The 17,312-nt window shown below is 40.4% G+C and carries 10 protein-coding genes; 7 read left to right on the top strand and 3 right to left on the bottom strand.

Annotated features, from left to right (window positions below):
• Positions 1 to 164: 164 nt before the first annotated feature.
• The gene (locus ABLC00_RS17590; protein WP_006582473.1) at positions 165 to 3,662 is read right to left on the bottom strand and encodes a PAS domain-containing hybrid sensor histidine kinase/response regulator; all 3,498 of its coding nucleotides are present in this window, start codon (positions 3,660 to 3,662) and stop codon (positions 165 to 167) included.
• 183 nt (positions 3,663 to 3,845) lie between these two features.
• Between ABLC00_RS17590 and ABLC00_RS17585 the strand changes: the two genes are divergently transcribed.
• From ABLC00_RS17585 to ABLC00_RS17570, 4 genes are all read left to right on the top strand, one after another.
• Positions 3,846 to 4,178: a DUF485 domain-containing protein gene (locus tag ABLC00_RS17585; RefSeq protein ID WP_002053967.1), complete on the top strand. Its 333-nt coding sequence runs from the start codon at positions 3,846 to 3,848 to the stop codon at positions 4,176 to 4,178.
• A gap of 1 nt (position 4,179) precedes the next feature.
• Positions 4,180 to 5,895: a cation acetate symporter gene (locus ABLC00_RS17580; RefSeq protein ID WP_002053821.1), complete on the top strand. Its 1,716-nt coding sequence runs from the start codon at positions 4,180 to 4,182 to the stop codon at positions 5,893 to 5,895.
• Positions 5,896 to 6,064: 169 nt separating this feature from the next.
• Positions 6,065 to 6,757, top strand: a complete 693-nt coding sequence (locus ABLC00_RS17575) for an ion channel (protein WP_006580844.1) — start codon at positions 6,065 to 6,067, stop codon at positions 6,755 to 6,757.
• A 166-nt stretch (positions 6,758 to 6,923) separates the two neighbouring features.
• A complete protein-coding gene (locus ABLC00_RS17570; RefSeq protein WP_004711521.1) occupies positions 6,924 to 8,891 on the top strand; it encodes a choline BCCT transporter BetT in 1,968 nt (655 codons plus the stop codon).
• Between the two features lie 57 nt (positions 8,892 to 8,948).
• Here the strand turns inward: ABLC00_RS17570 and omp33-36 are convergent, their stop codons facing one another.
• Positions 8,949 to 9,851 carry a porin Omp33-36 gene (omp33-36, locus tag ABLC00_RS17565; RefSeq protein ID WP_006582474.1) on the bottom strand — a complete coding sequence of 301 codons (903 nt, stop codon included), beginning with the start codon at positions 9,849 to 9,851 and terminating at the stop codon, positions 8,949 to 8,951.
• Between the two features lie 992 nt (positions 9,852 to 10,843).
• On the opposite strand from omp33-36, the gene ABLC00_RS17560 reads away from it, so the two are divergent.
• Entirely contained in the window at positions 10,844 to 12,550 is a 1,707-nt protein-coding gene (locus ABLC00_RS17560) for a GGDEF domain-containing protein (protein WP_006582475.1), read from the top strand.
• A 33-nt stretch (positions 12,551 to 12,583) separates the two neighbouring features.
• On the opposite strand, the gene uvrA is transcribed toward ABLC00_RS17560, so the two are convergent.
• The gene (uvrA, locus tag ABLC00_RS17555) at positions 12,584 to 15,418 is read right to left on the bottom strand and encodes an excinuclease ABC subunit UvrA (RefSeq protein WP_033846232.1); all 2,835 of its coding nucleotides are present in this window, start codon (positions 15,416 to 15,418) and stop codon (positions 12,584 to 12,586) included.
• Positions 15,419 to 15,712: 294 nt separating this feature from the next.
• On the opposite strand from uvrA, the gene ABLC00_RS17550 reads away from it, so the two are divergent.
• On the top strand, positions 15,713 to 16,315 hold the full coding sequence (locus ABLC00_RS17550; protein WP_033846231.1) for a TetR/AcrR family transcriptional regulator: 603 nt from the start codon (positions 15,713 to 15,715) through the stop codon (positions 16,313 to 16,315).
• Between the two features lie 3 nt (positions 16,316 to 16,318).
• Positions 16,319 to 17,296, top strand: a complete 978-nt coding sequence (locus ABLC00_RS17545) for a zinc-binding dehydrogenase (protein ID WP_033854101.1) — start codon at positions 16,319 to 16,321, stop codon at positions 17,294 to 17,296.
• The last annotated feature ends 16 nt before the right edge of the window (positions 17,297 to 17,312 follow it).

Here is a 17,312-nt window from a genome sequence, read left to right as displayed (position 1 = left end):
GGTGAGCTTTGCCATAGAAAAAGAGTCTTTGGAAATTTTGGTCAATAATTTATTGAGTAAAAGTAGACATTTTGAGCAGTTCTGCCTATTGGCTTAAATTTAGCTAAACATTTTTGCCAAGAATCGCTTCCCAAACTTATCAAAAGTTGGGAAGCGATAAATGATTAGTCTGTCGTACTAGCAATTTTAAGACCAGATAACCAAGCTCTTAATGAGGCCGGTTTTAGTGGTTTTTTAAGTAGAACTATATTTAGTTCTTTTAATTGCTGTGGTAACTCGGGATGGGAGTCCGCTGTAATTAAGGCAACGGGAACATCTTCTTGACGATTTTGATTAATAAAATCAACGCCAAGCTGATTGTTATTTAAATGCTGGTCAATGAGCCAAACCTGAATATTCTCTTTTTGAATAATGTCTAGAGCTTGCTCAGGTTCAGTGGCTTTAAAAACTTGATAACCCCATCGACCTAATAAACTACTCATACCTTCAAGAATCGTTTCATCATTGTCTAGGCACAAAATACGATAGGCTTTTGTTTTTAAAGGCACGGCCTGTACAGTTGGTGTTGCTACTTTTGGTGGCTCGACAATAGGCACCTCAATCATAAAGCATGAGCCTTTGCCTAACTCGGAGTAAACATGAACAGGGTAATTTAGCAAACCTGTCATACGTTGTACGATGGCGAGACCTAATCCTAAACCTTGTTCACCCCAAGGTGATAAATGTCCGCAACGTTCAAACTCTTGGAATAGCTTAATTCGTTGTTCTTCAGCAATACCAGGTCCAGTATCCCAAACCCCAATTCGAATATTACCAGATTGCTGTGCAGAACGAAGTACGCCTACTACCACTCGACCTTTGGCGGTATAGCGTAGGGCATTGCTGACAAAGTTTTGAATAATACGACGAATCCACTGCGGGTCAGTATCGATCCAGAAAGACACATCGTGGACTTTTAGTGAAATATTCCGCTGAGCAGCGATTGATTTAAACTGCAACTCAAGGTCACTGAGTAAATCATGCAATGGATAAGGTTGTCTCTTTGGTTGTATGGTGCCGCCTTCCAAACGTGCAATATCGAGTAGGGCAGACAGCATACTTTCTGCACCATAGAGTGCTCGGTCAAGTTGCTGTAAGGTTTGGCGGTCTTCTTCAGTCGAAATGCTTTGCTCAAGAACAGTACTAAACAGACGAGCAGCATGCATAGGCTGTAATAGATCGTGACTTGCCGCAGCAATAAATCGGCTCTTGGACATATTGGCCATATCAGCTTGCTCACGTGCAAGCTGTTGTTCAGTTAAGGCATCAGCAAGCTGTTGAGTCCGATCTTTTACGCGAGCTTCAAGTACGGCTTCGTTCGCACGGAAGGCCGTAATATCGGCAAATGTCGTGACGAAACCACCGCCTGAAATTGGGTTACCTCGCATTTGAATAACGCGGCCGTCTTTACGGATACGTTCAAACTCGTGGGCGCTGCCGACTTTCATCCAGTGAAGACGTTTGCGTACATGCTCTTCGACTGAACCGGGGCCACATTCGCCGCGTTCAGCGTTATAACGAATCAGGTCGGCAATTGGGCAGCCGACATAAACAAGGTCTTTTGGATAACCAAATAGTTTTAAATATTGGTTGTTCCACGCGACTAGACACATATTTTTATCGACCACACTTACCCCTTGGGTCATGTGGTCAATCATGGTCATAAGCAGATTTTGATTAAAACGTTGCCACTGAGATGCTTGGTCTAAAATATTAGCGACTTGACCCAAAGCAAGGCCGTTATTAATCATGGCTGTCGTGAGCAAAGTACGTGCAGAAGCAGCACCGATAATACCGGCCAGATATTGCTCGGTAAAACGCCACCACATACCATTGGCAATTGTATTTGGATTGAGTGTGAGATGATTTTGCTCACAAAAGTTCTCGAACGCTTGTGTAGTGGGTTGCTCACCTGTAATTCTTTTTGCCAAGGCAAATAAATCACCTACTTTTAAACGGGCCGCGTCATGAGGAAGATAGGTTAAATCAGTAGATGTGTGCGGTGATGGTAAAGGCTTAGTTTCATAGTAGAAGAAGCTTTCTGCCTGAATTTGTTCTGCCACACTTGGTCGATAAATTTTTGAAATCCAGATATATAAAACAATATTTAAACCAAGTGACCAAATGACACCGTGAGTTAAAGGTGCAAATGACTCAAAACCAAATAAAGATTCCGGACGTAAGGCATTAATGCCAAAAGGACCAAAAAGCAAAATACTTTGAGCAGCATCCTGATAGGCTTCAGGCAAGCTACGCAAAATTGTTGGAAAGAGTAAGGTATAACTCCACATTAAAAATCCAACAATCAGACCTGCATAGACACCTTGGCGGCTTCCGCCACGCCAGTACAAACCACCAATCAGTGCCGGAGCAAACTGCGCTACAGCACTAAACGCCAATAAACCAAAAACTGAAAGTTGGTTAATATCATTAAAGAAATGGAAAAATAAAAAGCCAAGTAGCATCACTGCGACAATACTGATACGACGGCTGAACTTCAGAACTTTAGGTAAATGTTTATCATGACGCGACAGCAATTTAAAACGCCATAAGGCAGGCATAATCAAGTCGTTACTGAGCATGATAGACAATGCAACTGATGAAACCAGTAACATACCTGTCGAAGCTGAAAAGCCACCTAAAAAGGCTAGTAAAGCGAGCCATTCTTGGTTGTAACTTAACGGCAGTGACAGTACAGCCACATCGGGTACAGTTAGGAATTTCGGTGCGGCATGCAAAGCCCAGCTTGCGATTGGGATAATAGCTAAAATAGTTAAAATGAGATAAACCGCGAACCATTTACGGGCACCGCGAATATGCTTTTCATCGCGTAGCTCGACTACCGCCACGTGGAACTGGCGTGGTAAACAAATAATGGCTAAGCCTGCCAGTAAAGTTTGAATCCAGAAAGTTTCAGGTACACCAAAGAGCTGAACCTCCTGAAAAGTCTGGTTTACATCAGAGGTCATTTGGCTGAGGTTAGCTGGTGATTCAAAAATAAAAAATAAAGCAACGCAAAGTAAGGCAAATAACTTCACAAATGACTCAAATGCAACTGCAAGCATGAGGCCGCCGTGCTGTTCCGTGTTTGCGATCTGTCTGGTGCCAAAGATCATGGCTAAAATCGCAAGCACACTGGTGAGCAATAACACACTGTTGGTCGTTGTATGAATATGCGAGCTTTGCTCCATAATGACCGAGGTACTTAAAGCGATTGCACGGAGCTGTAATGCGAGGTAGGGGATAATCGCGATAACCGCCAGAATAGTAACTAATGAGGCCAGCACACCACTTTTACCATAGCGCGCTGCGACGAAGTCAGCGATTGACGAAATCGCATGGTGCTGGCGTACTCGACCTAAACGCCGCCAGATATCGTAACCAAACCAGACAAATAACAGTGGGCCTAAATAAATAGGCAAGAAGATGACGCCTTCACGTACGGCTGCACCGGTTGCCCCATAAAATGTCCATGATGAGCAATAGACACCTAAAGTTAAACTAAATAAAAACATGCGGCCACGTGTGCCAAGACGACTGGCATGCTTCTCACCAAAAAAAGCACAGACAAATAAAAGCGCAATATAAAGAGTGAGCACCCCAATAATCAGCCAGCTGTTCATATGACCTACATAAGTGAAACCGTGTGTCTATCATAACCTATGCCGATACAAAGCTATAAATTGATTAAATTTTAACGACCAAAGTCTAAGTTACGACTTAGAGGTAATCTTGCTAACTTTAATAATGAAAAAATACATTAAAAAAAAGTGACCAAGGTTGGGCACTATGTAAGGAGTTTGGTTATGGATCAAAGCCAAGTGGAACAGATTCTACGTAATCCAAAGTTTCAAAAAATGGTCAAGACAAAAAGTGCATTAAGTTGGACCCTCACCATCATCATGTTAATTCTCTACGTGGGCTTTATGCTACTTGTAGGCTACAACAAAGAATTTTTGATGAGTTCATTTAGTGGCGGTGTAACGACATGGGGGATTCCTCTTGGAATAGGAATTATCATTTTATCTTTCGTACTTTGTGGCGTGTATTCCTACATCGCGAATAACACCCTTGATCAGTTGAGTGAAGAAGCGTTGAAGGAAGTCGAGGCCATCACGCACGAGAAAGGATTACACTAATATGAAATGGAATTCATTAAAAGCGAAAGCCTTATTGGCGGCAGCATCGCTATATTCAACAGTTGCTATGGCAGGCCCGGATTTAGGTGAAGCTGAGCAGCAAGCAACCAACTGGCATGCCATCATCATGTTTGTCATCTTTGTTGGTTTCACATTGTTCATTACTAAATGGGCTGCAAAACAAACTCAATCAGCACAAGATTTCTATACGGCTGGTGGCGGAATTAGTGGTTTCCAAAATGGTTTGGCAATTGCGGGTGACTTTATGTCAGCGGCGTCATTCCTTGGTATTTCTGCAATGGTGTTTAGCTCTGGTTTTGATGGCTTACTTTATTCTCTGGGATTCATGGTCGGTTGGCCAATCGTTTTATTCTTGGTAGCAGAGCGTTTACGTAACCTCGGTAAATATAACCTTTCCGACGTAGTGTCATTCCGTCTTGAAGAAAAACCAGTTCGTACTTTAGCTGCTTTTAGCTCACTTGTAGTTGTTGCATTTTATTTAATTGCGCAAATGGTGGGTGCAGGTCAGCTGATTAAATTGCTATTTGGTTTGAACTACAACATTGCTGTAGTCATTGTTGGTCTATTAATGATGGCATACGTAATTTTTGGTGGCATGTTGGCAACCACATGGGTACAAATCATTAAAGCGGTCATGTTACTGAGCGGTGCAACCTTTATGGCATTTATGGTCATGAAAGCTGTTGGTTTCAGTTTCAGCAATATGTTCACCCAATCTATTGAAGTGTTCAGTAAAGTCCATAACATAAGCCTTGCCGACGCTGCAAAAATTATGGGTCCTGGTAAACTTGCTGCAAACCCAATTGATGCTTTATCTCTTGGTTTAGCACTCATGTTTGGTACAGCGGGTCTTCCACACATTCTTATGCGTTTCTTCACTGTAAAAGACGCAAAAGAAGCACGTAAATCTGTAGTCGTTGCAACAGGTTTTATTGGTTACTTCTACCTTTTAACTTTCATTATTGGTTTCGGTGCGATCCTTTTTGTATCAAACAACCCGCAATTCCTTGATGTTGCGAAAATGGCAATGACAGGAAAGCTTGAGCTGGTTGGCGGTAACAACATGGCAGCTGTGCATTTAAGTGACGCTTTAGGCGGTGACTTGTTCATGGGCTTCATTTCAGCAGTAGCGTTCGCAACGATTCTTGCTGTTGTTGCTGGTTTAACACTTTCAGGTGCATCTGCAATTTCACACGACTTATACGCTAACGTATTTAAAAAAGGTCAAACGACTCCAGCTTCTGAACTTCGTATGTCAAAAATCGCGACGCTTGGTTTAGCAGTTTTTGCCATGATCTTGGGTATTTTATTTGAAAAGCAAAACGTAGCATTCATGGTAGGTTTAGCGTTTTCTGTGGCTTGTTGTGCGAACTTCCCGGTACTTGTTCTTTCAATGTTCTGGAAAGGTTTAACCACACGTGGCGCTGTGATTGGTGGGGTGGTTGGTTTGGTAACAGCTGTTGTACTGATCATCTTATCTAAAGCGGTATGGGTTGATACTTTAAAAATCTCAGATACACCAATTAACCCGTTCAATGGTCCTGCATTGTTTGCGATGCCATTGTCGTTCCTTTGCTGTTGGTTCTTCTCAGTGACTGATAACTCAGCACGTGCGAAAAAAGAACGTGCTGCTTTCGACGCACAATATGTACGTTCAATGACAGGTATTGGTGCTTCTGGTGCATCAGACCACTAATCAGAATGTATTAAACATGTCATAAAAAGCCCTACGGGGCTTTTTTTGTTTTTCTCCTAAAGGTTATTGAAAAGAAGCTCCTTAATAAAGAACAACTTGTTTATCCTATTTTTTGTACAGTATGATTTTCTATAATTCAAAACATAATGAAAAAATGGAAAATAATTAAATGCGATCTATTATCGAGTTCTGGGCGAGCTTTCGATTATTGCCTTCTGCATGGTTGCTGTTTGTGCAATTCATTTTACTTATTCTGGCTATGCTGACTTTTGATAATGAGGTTTATAGAACTTTAACTTGGGCATTAGGAGTACTTGCTTTACTCATTATTGCTAAAGTGATTCGTCAAACACCTATGTTTACCTTTTTAGGACTTACCTTTGTAAGTGGCGCAATTATATCGTCAGTGTTTATTTTATTAGGCTACAGCAATTTAACCATCCAGATTTTTGCTCATAGCTGTGAAGCTTTAGCTTACTTCTCGGCAGCTTATGGGTTATTTCGTTATATGTTTGCTGACCGATATTTGACACGAGATGAGCTGTTTGCAGCAGCAGCTGTTTTTACTTTAATTGCTTGGGGATTTGCTTTTTTATACAACATTTGTCAGTTGCTAATTCCAAATAGCTTCCAAAATCCAAACCATGTTTATCACTTACAAACTTGGCTAGATCTATTATTTTTAAGCTTTAGTTTGCAGTCAGCGACAGGGTTGTCTGACCTCATGCCCCTTAGTCCACCAGCACGTGTTCTAGCGATGTTACAAATGTTTTGTGGTGTTATGTACTTGGCATTAATTGTTACGCGTTTGATCGCTTTACAGTATATTTCTCATGCCCCTAAAAAGAATTCTGATAAATAAAGAAGGAGGTGTTTTAATTTATTTACACCTTTGTAACTGCAATATTAATTAAGTTTGTTTACAGTATGATCGGCTTTCTCTATTGAAAGATATAACTTTGTTCATTCCTGAATGTCTTTATTGGCTTCATGCCTGTCACTTTTCATTAAAATAACATGGAGGATTTATGCCTTCCAAACAAACGAGTTGGTTCGCAAATGTTAATCCCAATGTCTTTTTGGGTACGGTCATTATTATTGCTTTGTTCCTAGCAGTTGTCGTGATCGCTCCGAGTTCTTTTGAACTTTTAACGCAACAGTTAAAGCAGTGGATCACCGATTCATTTAGCTGGTTCTATGTTCTATCAGTTGCATTCTTTCTTATTTTACTCATTTATATTGCCTGTTCTGCGATAGGTCGGATTAAATTAGGTCCTGACCATAGCCAGCCTGAATATAGTAACGGTTCATGGTTTGCCATGCTGTTTACTGCCGGTATGGGTATTGGCTTAATGTTCTTCGGTGTTGCTGAACCTGTCATGCACTATGTCAATCCACCAAGTGGAGATGCGCAGACAATTGATGCAGCTCAGCAAGCTCTACGTGTGACTTTTTTCCACTGGGGCTTACACGCATGGGCAATTTATGCTGTGGTCGGTTTAGCATTAGCTTATTTTGCTTATCGTCATAATTTACCGTTAAAGACCCGCTCAGCCCTTTACCCCCTCATTGGTAAAAAGATTTATGGGCCGTGGGGCGACAGTATCGATATATTTGCGACCATTGGTACGGTATTTGGTGTAGCGACTTCTCTGGGATTTGGTGTCACCCAAATTAACTCTGGTTTACATTATTTATTTGGTGTCGAGCAAAGTACCAATATTCAAGTTCTACTCATTATTTTTGTGAGTATTTTAGCCTCATTATCTGTGTTCTTAGGTTTAGATAAAGGGGTTAAACGCTTATCAGAGCTAAACTTAGTCTTAGCTTTAATATTATTAGTATTTGTTTTTATCGCTGGCCCTAGTATTTATTTACTTCAGACCACTATTCAAAATACTGGGCAATATATATCTAACCTTTTCACCATGACATTCAATTTATATGCTTATCAGCCAAATGGATGGATTGGGGGATGGACCATTTTATATTGGGCTTGGTGGATTTCATGGTCACCATTTGTGGGTATGTTTATCGCAAGGGTTTCCCGTGGTCGTACCATTCGAGAGTTTATTGTAGGTGTTCTTCTTATTCCGACAGGCTTTACCATCATTTGGATGGGCTTTTTAGGAAATGCCGCGTTATTTAGCATTATCCATGAACATCAAACCACTCTCATTCAGGCTGTCCAGCAAGACTCCTCAGTTGCTCTATTTGAGTTTTTAGGGCACTTGCCATGGTCAGGTGTCATGAATATTCTGGCTACTATTTTAGTGGTTTTATTTTTTGTGACTTCAGCAGACTCGGGAGCACTCGTTACTGACTACTTAACAGCAAAAACTGAAAATTCACCAACTTGGCAGCGCCTGTTCTGGACAGTATTGATGGCTGTGCTGGCTATTATTTTACTCTTGGTTGGCGGTCTTGCTGCACTCCAGTCTTCAATTATTATGAGTGCGTTGCCGTTTACTGTAGTCATGCTCTTGATGAGTTGGGGGTTAATAAAAGCTTTGCATCTTGATGTCACGAAAATGCAAGCAATTCAGGAAGCTCGTATTACCCCACGTGCCATTCATAACCCAAGAAGTTGGCAACAACGATTAGGTTTGATCATGCATTATCCTCATAGTGAAGAAGAGGTGAAGCAATATATTGAAAAGCAGGTTTCACGAGCTTTTGAAAATATTCAGCATGAGTTTAGACGTCGTCATCTTGAAGTTTCAATTAGTGAAGTTGAAGATGGTATGCAGCTTCGAGTCGATCATCATCATGAAATTAATTTTATTTATAAAGTTGTTTCACGTGAAACAGTACCACCAAGTTTTTTAATTGGTCGTACGGAAGCAGAAGATGGTCAATATTTCCAAGCCGAAGTATTTTTGAGAGAGGGTGGGCAGAACTACGATGTAATGGACTGGACGCAGGAAGATTTGATTCAGGATATTATTGATCAGTACGAACGTCATTTACATTTCTTAAATATCGTACGTAGTTAATAGCCATAAAAAAGGACTCAATTGAGTCCTTTTTTTTAATTCAATTTCTAAATTAAATTAGAAACGGAATTTAGCATTTAAGCCGATAGTTTGTGTGTCGTAGCTAGACTTTTTAACGTCAGCTTTCATGTAAGACGCACCAACTGCAAGAGCAGGAGTGATGAAGTAGTTTACGTTACCACCCCAAGCTTGGCGGAATTCACCAAGGTCATTACCTTTGATGTTTGCTACGCCGTCGTTACCGATGAATGCAGCACCAACGCTTAACTTAGGAGTTAAGTAAAGGTCAGTTTTTAAACCGTATTGGTTTTCTTGACCGAAAGCACCAGCAGCTTCAAAACCGATTGCCATGTTAGTTCCGTCGATTGGACCTACATATTTAGCACGAGCTGTAACAGCATCTTGATCGTTTTGGATTGCAGCAGTTTGGTTAACAGCAGAGTAGATACCGTTGCTCATGATACCGAAGTTATCTAAAGCAAATTGGTTAGCTACGCTTGTATAACCAACAGCCATCAAGAAGTTAGGTAACAACATTGCACCAACTTCTAAAGCATAACGGTCGCCTTGGTCATCACGAGAAATCGCGTTTTTACCGTCAACGTCAGTGTGGTTATAAGTAGCGCTAGCGTATACAGGAAGATAAGGAGTTGGAACGTAAGCCTCACCTTTAACGCCGTATGTACCTACACGGTAGTTTAAACCGTTGTTTTGGTCATATTGTTGATAGCTGTAACCTAAAGACACGCTAGAAGCTTGGTTTAAGAAAGCTGCTTCAGCTAAAGGACCCTTAGCTGTATCAACATTTTTCAAATAGAATGTACCAGCAACGTCACCAGTGTAGTTCTTATCGTTTGCAGTTGTGTCAACATATTCAGATTGACCTTGAACTTCAAATTGATAAGCATGAGCACCGGTCATGGCTAATAATACAGCAGTGGCTAAACCAAGTTTTTTCATAATCATTTCCAGCATTAACAAGAGATAAAGCTGGGGTCATTGTATTGTAACAATTTATGAAGTCAATAATAGATGAAACGTAATGTTAAGGAAATTTGACACTTATGTTAAAAATGTTTAAAAAATAAACAATCAGAGTGTCTTATGTCAACCTGATAAAAAAATGAACATTAACAAGAAGCTAAACCTTAAGATTCATAAGGATTTGGCTTTAAATAGTTTCAAAATAATTACATTTATAATTGGAAAAAATGATTTTATTGATCGGATTTAACGTTCATTAATTTGTCGATTCGTTTAATAAATAGTCGTTCGAATATTATTCTTGTTTCAATTTTCATATATTTTGAGGAATAGTTATCATTATTTTGATAAGTTTATCTAAATAATCTATCTATTTAAAATAATTATATAATTGAATAAGGCTAAAAAAAAACATTTTTAAATCAAAAAAACGATTAAAAAATTAATTCTGATCAATTTAATCAACTTTACAAAATTAGAGATAAGTCACACAATTCAATTGCAAAGTTCACTATCTAACATTTTTATAGTTGGTAGTACTTTCCCAGATACGATGTGTTATCACATCAGACTTTACGAGCTCAGCTTTCCCCAAGGTTGAGCTTTTTTTTATCTATAAGAAAACATTAACATTTATTAAAAAAATTACATGAAATTTCTTCTTTTTGGTTTGTATAAAAAAGAACCCAGCTCTAAGCTGGGTTTCGGATGCTGGGAGAGGCATCCAAGAGGAAAAAGAAGCTAACTATAGAATTGCGAAATTTACTTCAGCTGTAAAATGGAGTTTTGCCATAGCCATCATTTGCTCTTTCGATCAGATTTTCATGAAATACAAACGATGAAGACCTATATTGCGTTATTCAAACTTTGTTGCTGAACTTCTGCTCATTAAAGTGCTAGGATGCGGGTTAATTACTTCATTTTATAGTAGTGATGATGGTAGGGCATTTACGGAGTACCAGCTAGAAATGTCAGGATTACGTTCAGAACATATCAGTAATCGACTATTTTTCTTTATGTTGGTCATTATTCTGTCCTTACTGTTTATGGCTGTGCCTCTTATTGTTAGCAGTTATCAAGAATATTTAAAAACTAAACAAGCGTTGGTTGAAATCAAAAGCTTAAAGTCTATTGCTGAAGTGGCAAATAAAGTATCTAAAGAACGTGCGCCAGCAAATAAATTAATGTCGAGTAACGCTGCCGACTTTTTAAAAAATCAGAAGAAGTTATTAGAGTATCGGCTTACTGTCGATCAGCAAATTAATGAAACTATTCGTATTTTAGAAGAAGAGGGTTATTCCGATTTAGCACGTATTTTAGATACTAAATTTAAAGATGATTTGAAACAGGCGCGGGCTGTAGTCGACTATTATGCCGCAACACCTGAACAGGCAAGAACCTCTGTGCAATTTGATAATGCCATTTTGGGTATGTTTGGTGCTTGGGATAGTTGTCGGGAAATTTTGCAAAAGCTTATGTTGCAGCTAAAAAGTAAAGATAGCCAAATTAATAACTATTTTACTTTGATTGTGGTTTTAACTGACATGCGTGATCAGGCCGGTCGTACCGCATCTAATGTTATTGCGCCAGTGACGTTTAAAGAAACGATTCCTAATGATAATCGGGCGCGTTCTTTACAGACTCAACAGCAAGCCCGTTACTTATGGGCACTTGTAGATACGCTACAGTCTGAGCAAGCCAAGACTCCTGAATATCATCGCCTTTACGCAAGAGTTAAAACTGAATTTTTAGATAAAGGTGTGCCTATTGTTGGTCAACTTTTAGAAGAAAGCCAGAAGCATGAGGCTTACCATTTAAATGGAACTGAACTTACAGACCAAATCGTTGATAAATTTACAACAGTTATTGATTTACAAAATTTTCTACTTAATAAAAGTGTCTTGATTGCATCTCAGGAAAACTATTTGGCAAAAAAGAAATTCTTTCTTACTTTGCTTATTTCTAGCATATCGTTAGCAGCTGCTTTACTTACCTTAATTTATGCAAAGAGGCGGGTATTTGAGCCTCTTATTCAGGCCCGTACCTTAATTCTTGATTTGTCTCATAGCAAAGATTATCCGGTAGATGAATTGAACCCTAAAAAAGGTGAGTTCATTTCACTGTTTGAAGCGATTGACCGTTTGCAAAGAATGCTTAAGCAGCGAGATGCGTTTGAATTCCAACTTAAAAATATTGCCAATACAGACCCGTTAACTGGTGTATCCAACCGTTTAGCTTTATCTGAGTATTTAAAAATTGTTGAGAGCTATCCTCAAAAGTTTTCACAAACCTGTTTAATGATTATTGATATAGATCGATTTAAAGATGTGAATGATCAATATGGTCATATTGTTGGTGACCAAGTGATTAAACGTATTACCGATCAATTGAAAGCGAATGTACGCGCTTCTGATCTAATTGTGCGTTATGGTGGTGATGAGTTTTTAATTTTATTAGAACAGGTGCCGTTTTTAGATGCGCGTCTATTGGCGGAAAAAATTCGTATTGCGATTGCTTTAGAAGAAATTAATTTATCTGGCTCAAATGAAAAATTACATGTATCAGTCAGTATAGGGTTTGCGATTGGCGCGACCAGCTGGATGGAGCTGTTAGAAAAAGCAGATCGTTCACTCTTAAGAGCTAAAGCTCGGGGACGAAATGTTGTAGAGGGATAAAAAAGCCGGAAATCACTTTCCGGCTTTTTTGTTTTATTGTTTCAACATCGGTTTCAAGAAACGACCCGTATGGGAAATCTCGACCTCAGCTACTTGTTCAGGTGTACCTTCAGCAATAATTTGCCCACCACCTGAGCCACCTTCAGGGCCTAAGTCCACAACCCAGTCCGCTGTTTTAATGACATCAAGGTTATGTTCAATCACCACAATGGTATTACCCTTGTTGCGTAGCTCATGCAAAATATCGAGTAACTTAGCAATATCGTGGAAGTGCAGACCTGTTGTCGGTTCATCCAAGATATAAAGCGTTTTACCCGTATCACGTTTTGCTAACTCACGCGCCAGTTTTACACGTTGAGCTTCACCACCAGAGAGAGTAGTAGCCGCCTGACCTAAACGAATATAGCCTAAGCCAACCTGAGTTAAGGTTTCTAAGCGGCGGTGAATGACTGGAATAGCACTAAAGAACTCAGCAGCATCTTCAACCGTCATTTCTAAAACATCAGAAATGTTTTTGCCTTTATAACCGACTTCAAGTGTTTCACGGTTATAGCGTTTACCATGACAAGCATCGCAAGGTACATACATGTCTGGTAAGAAGTGCATTGCGACTTTAATCATGCCGTCGCCTTCGCATGCTTCGCAGCGTCCGCCTTTCACGTTAAACGAGAAACGACCTGCACTATAACCACGGGCTTTCGCCTCTGGAGTTTGAGCAAATAACTCACGGATTGGTGTAAATAGCCCTGTGTACGTTGCAGGGTTAGAACGTGGTGTACGTCCAATCGGGCTTTGGTCAATATCAACGACTTTATCAAGGTGTTGTAGACCATCAATTGAGTCAAACTTTTCAGCTGTTAAGGTTGTTGCACCATTAAGCTGTGTTGCAGCCAGTGGAAGTAACGTACGGTTAATCAGTGTTGATTTACCCGAACCTGAAACCCCAGTCACACAAGTCATAATGCCAAGTGGAATAGTCAAATCGACATTTTTTAAGTTATGGCCTGCTGCACCTGAAAGCTTGATGAATTCATCTGGACGTGGCGATTGAGTACGTTTTTTTGGCACCTCAATTTTAAGCTTGCCTGAAAGATATTGACCTGTAAGAGAGTCGGCATGTTTAGCCAGCTCCTCATAAGTTCCTTCAGCAATGACAACGCCACCATGTACCCCAGCACCCGGGCCGATATCAATAATATGGTCAGCTGCACGGATTGCATCTTCATCGTGTTCAACGACTAATACCGTGTTACCTAAATCACGTAAGCGAATCAGAGTTTGTAATAAACGATCATTATCGCGTTGATGGAGACCAATTGACGGTTCATCAAGGACATACATGACACCCATTAAACCTGCACCAATTTGCGAGGCTAAACGGATACGCTGAGCTTCACCACCCGATAGTGTTTCGGCAGAACGAGCCAGACTTAAATAGTTCAGACCAACACTCACCAAGAAGTGAAGACGCTCACGAATCTCTTTAAAGATTTTATCGGCAATTTCGCCTTTAGCACCTTCAAGATTTAAATCTTGATAATAGCTTTCTGCATCGCCAATCGACATGCGGGTAATGTCTGCAATGGTTTTATCTTTTACACGAACATGACGTGAAATTTCATTTAGACGTGAACCTCCACATGCATCACATGCTGCATTAGATAAATACTGTGCTAAATCATCACGTACATAGTTACTTTCAGTTTCACGGTAGCGACGCTCAAGATGTGGCAAAATTCCTTCAAAAGGTTGTACGCGTGTATGTTTGCGGCCGCGTTCATCGATATAACTTAAGTCGATTTTTTCTTTGCCAGTACCTTGTAGAAATTTCTTTTGCGTATCTTTATCTAACTGGTTCCAAGGCGTATCAAGTTGAAAACCGAAGTGGTCGGCAACTTTTTGTAGCATTGAATAGTAATAAGGACGTTGACGATCCCAACCACGGATCGCACCTTCGCTAATCGCAAGATCAGGATTTGGAATCAGTTTCTCAGAACTAAAATGGCTACGTGTACCTAAGCCATCACAAACAGGGCAGGCACCGAACGGGTTGTTAAATGAAAATAAACGTGGCTCAAGTTCAGCAACTGCGCGATCACACTCAGGACATGAGTGTTTTGCAGAGAAAACGCGATCTGGATGTTCGCCATTCATCCACGATAAAACTGCAATATCACCACCTAAACGTAGTGCGGTCTCAAATGATTCAGCAATACGGTTGCCTAAGTCATCACGTACTTTGAAGCGGTCAACAACGACTTCAATGGTATGTTTTTTCTTTTTGTCGAGTTCCGGTGGCGTATCAATATCAATAATTTCGCCATCTACACGGGCACGAACAAAACCTTGACCTTGTAGTTGTTCGAACAGGTTGCTGTATTCACCTTTACGCTCACGTACCACTGGGGCAAGCAACATAAGTGCTGTACCTTCCTCAAGCGTTTTTACCGCATCGACCATTTCAGAAACAGTTTGCGCAACCATAGGTAAGTCGTGTTCAGGGCAATAAGGCGTACCGACACGTGCATAAAGCAGACGCAAATAGTCGTAAATTTCGGTAATGGTACCGACGGTTGAACGTGGGTTGTGACTGGTAGATTTTTGCTCAATTGCAATCGCTGGTGATAAACCTTCAATCGAGTCAACTTCAGGTTTTTCCATTTGCGATAAAAACTGACGAGCATAGGCCGAAAGTGATTCGACGTAACGGCGTTGTCCTTCGGCGTACAAGGTATCAAAGGCAAGAGAAGATTTTCCTGAACCTGATAGCCCCGTAATCACCACAAATTTGTCGCGTGGAATATCGAGTGACACATTTTTTAAGTTATGGGTACGTGCGCCTCGAATACGGATATGACTTTGGCTCATAAAACATCTCAATTATGTATTGATGAAAATTTAGGTGTTGTTTGATTAGTCACAGGGAGATATGGCTATTTATAAACAACAGACCCTATATGATAACGATTTAAAATTGTTCAAGTAGTACAAAATGATTTAAAGCGACAAATTGTGACGGTTAAACGACAATCGACAAAATTTGTTTAAATAAGCAGATTGTATTTTTAACATTCCTCACTCTACATTTCTACTCTTAGCCTATTTTCACAAGCAACATAATTTTACTAGACGACTGGTCTAATAGTTGTTTATGATGAATGTATGAAACGATTAAACAAAAGCGAAACTACACGACAACACATTCTAGATACCAGCTTTGAGCTAGTACTACGTAAAGGGTTTGTCGGTGTTGGTTTGCAAGAAATCTTAAAGGCTTGTGACGTACCTAAAGGGTCGTTCTATCACTACTTTGCTTCGAAAGAGGCTTTCGGCTGTGCGTTGCTCGAGCAATACATGGCGGACTATAAAGTTCGTATGGAACAGCTTTGGCAGCACAGTGAGCAAAGTGCCCACGCCCGTTTAATGGCCTTATGGCAGGCGTGGATTGATGATCCGGTACATGGTAGCTGGGCTGAAAACTGCCTGATTGTGAAATTGGCAGCCGAAGTTTCGGACTTGTCAGAAGATATGCGTCAAATTCTCAATGATGGTGTGCACAAACTAACGCAACGTTTGGCTTTGCTACTCAAAGAAGGGCAACAAGAAGGATCAATTCCAAAACACATTGAGCCTTTGAAAACTGCGCAAGTCATGTATCAGTTATGGTTAGGTGCTGCTTTACTCACAAAATTGTCGCAAGACAAAGCACATTTATACCTAGCCTTAGAAACCACCCAACAACTCTTAAAACCGATAGAGGAATAAAGCATGCGAAGTATTATCCATCGTAATTTTGGCGAACCTGTAGACGTTTTAGAGCAGGCGGATATGCCAAAGCCTGAACCAAAAGCAGGCGAAGTGCGTATTAAAACCATCATGTCTCCGATCCATAATCATGATGTATGGACAGTACGCGGAAGCTATGGCTATAAACCAACTTTACCAGCGATTGGTGGCAGTGAGGCAGTTGGTATTGTAGATGCGTTAGGTGAAGGTGTTGAACATGTACAGGTAGGGCAGCGTATTGCCGTTGCAGCTGTGCATGGCAGTTGGGCTGAATATTTTATTGCACCAGCTCAAGGCCTTATTCCTTTAAATAATGAAATTGATGATGAAACAGCAGCGCAACTGATTGGTATGCCAATTAGTGCTCTCATGCTTTTAGACTTTGTTAACGTTCAACCGGGTCAATGGTTAATCCAAAACACGGCAAATGGTGCAGTAGGTAAAACTGTTGCGATGATTGCACAGGCACGTGGTTTACCTGTGATTAATCTGGTTCGTCGTACTGATGCAATTGCCGAGATGCAAGCATTAGGCATCCCACATGTGGTTGCGACTGATCAGCCGAATTGGAAAGAGCAAGTTAAACAGATTCATGGTGACCAACCTCTTATTGCTGGTGTGGACTCGATTGGTGGAACAGCAAGTGGCGAAATGCTGAATTTACTCAGTGAAAATAGCCTACTTGTTTCATTTGGTAGTATGACTGGCGAAACCATGCAGATTTCATCGGGCGATTTGATTTTCAAACAAGCGACAGTAAAAGGTTTCTGGGCGAGTGTGGTCAATAAAGAAATGCCAGCAGCTCGTAAAAAGGAACTGATCGTTGAGCTGCTAACACTAGCGACTCAGAAAAAATTAATTCTGCCTGTAGAAGGTGTGTTTAGTTTTGATGAGATTAAAACTGCCGCTCAAAGAGCAACGCAAGGTGCTCGACAAGGCAAAGTATTGTTAAAACCGTAAAACACTAAAAGATCAG

The sequence above is a fragment of the Acinetobacter nosocomialis genome (genome assembly GCF_041021905.1).
Taxonomy (GTDB): Bacteria; Pseudomonadota; Gammaproteobacteria; order Pseudomonadales; family Moraxellaceae; genus Acinetobacter; species Acinetobacter nosocomialis.
The sequence above is the reverse complement of the archived record's forward strand: the minus strand, read 5'-3'. Positions and strand labels throughout refer to the sequence as shown.

What these genes read in the sequence shown, in the direction of transcription:
- ABLC00_RS17590 (WP_006582473.1), bottom strand. Translation starts at nt 3,662, where the DNA reads ATGAACAGCTGGCTGATTATTGGGGTGCTCACTCTTTATATTGCGCTT.
- ABLC00_RS17585 (WP_002053967.1), top strand. Translation starts at nt 3,846, where the DNA reads ATGGATCAAAGCCAAGTGGAACAGATTCTACGTAATCCAAAGTTTCAA.
- ABLC00_RS17580 (WP_002053821.1), top strand. Translation starts at nt 4,180, where the DNA reads ATGAAATGGAATTCATTAAAAGCGAAAGCCTTATTGGCGGCAGCATCG.
- ABLC00_RS17575 (WP_006580844.1), top strand. Translation starts at nt 6,065, where the DNA reads ATGCGATCTATTATCGAGTTCTGGGCGAGCTTTCGATTATTGCCTTCT.
- ABLC00_RS17570 (WP_004711521.1), top strand. Translation starts at nt 6,924, where the DNA reads ATGCCTTCCAAACAAACGAGTTGGTTCGCAAATGTTAATCCCAATGTC.
- omp33-36 (WP_006582474.1), bottom strand. Translation starts at nt 9,851, where the DNA reads ATGAAAAAACTTGGTTTAGCCACTGCTGTATTATTAGCCATGACCGGT.
- ABLC00_RS17560 (WP_006582475.1), top strand. Translation starts at nt 10,844, where the DNA reads ATGTCAGGATTACGTTCAGAACATATCAGTAATCGACTATTTTTCTTT.
- uvrA (WP_033846232.1), bottom strand. Translation starts at nt 15,418, where the DNA reads ATGAGCCAAAGTCATATCCGTATTCGAGGCGCACGTACCCATAACTTA.
- ABLC00_RS17550 (WP_033846231.1), top strand. Translation starts at nt 15,713, where the DNA reads ATGAAACGATTAAACAAAAGCGAAACTACACGACAACACATTCTAGAT.
- ABLC00_RS17545 (WP_033854101.1), top strand. Translation starts at nt 16,319, where the DNA reads ATGCGAAGTATTATCCATCGTAATTTTGGCGAACCTGTAGACGTTTTA.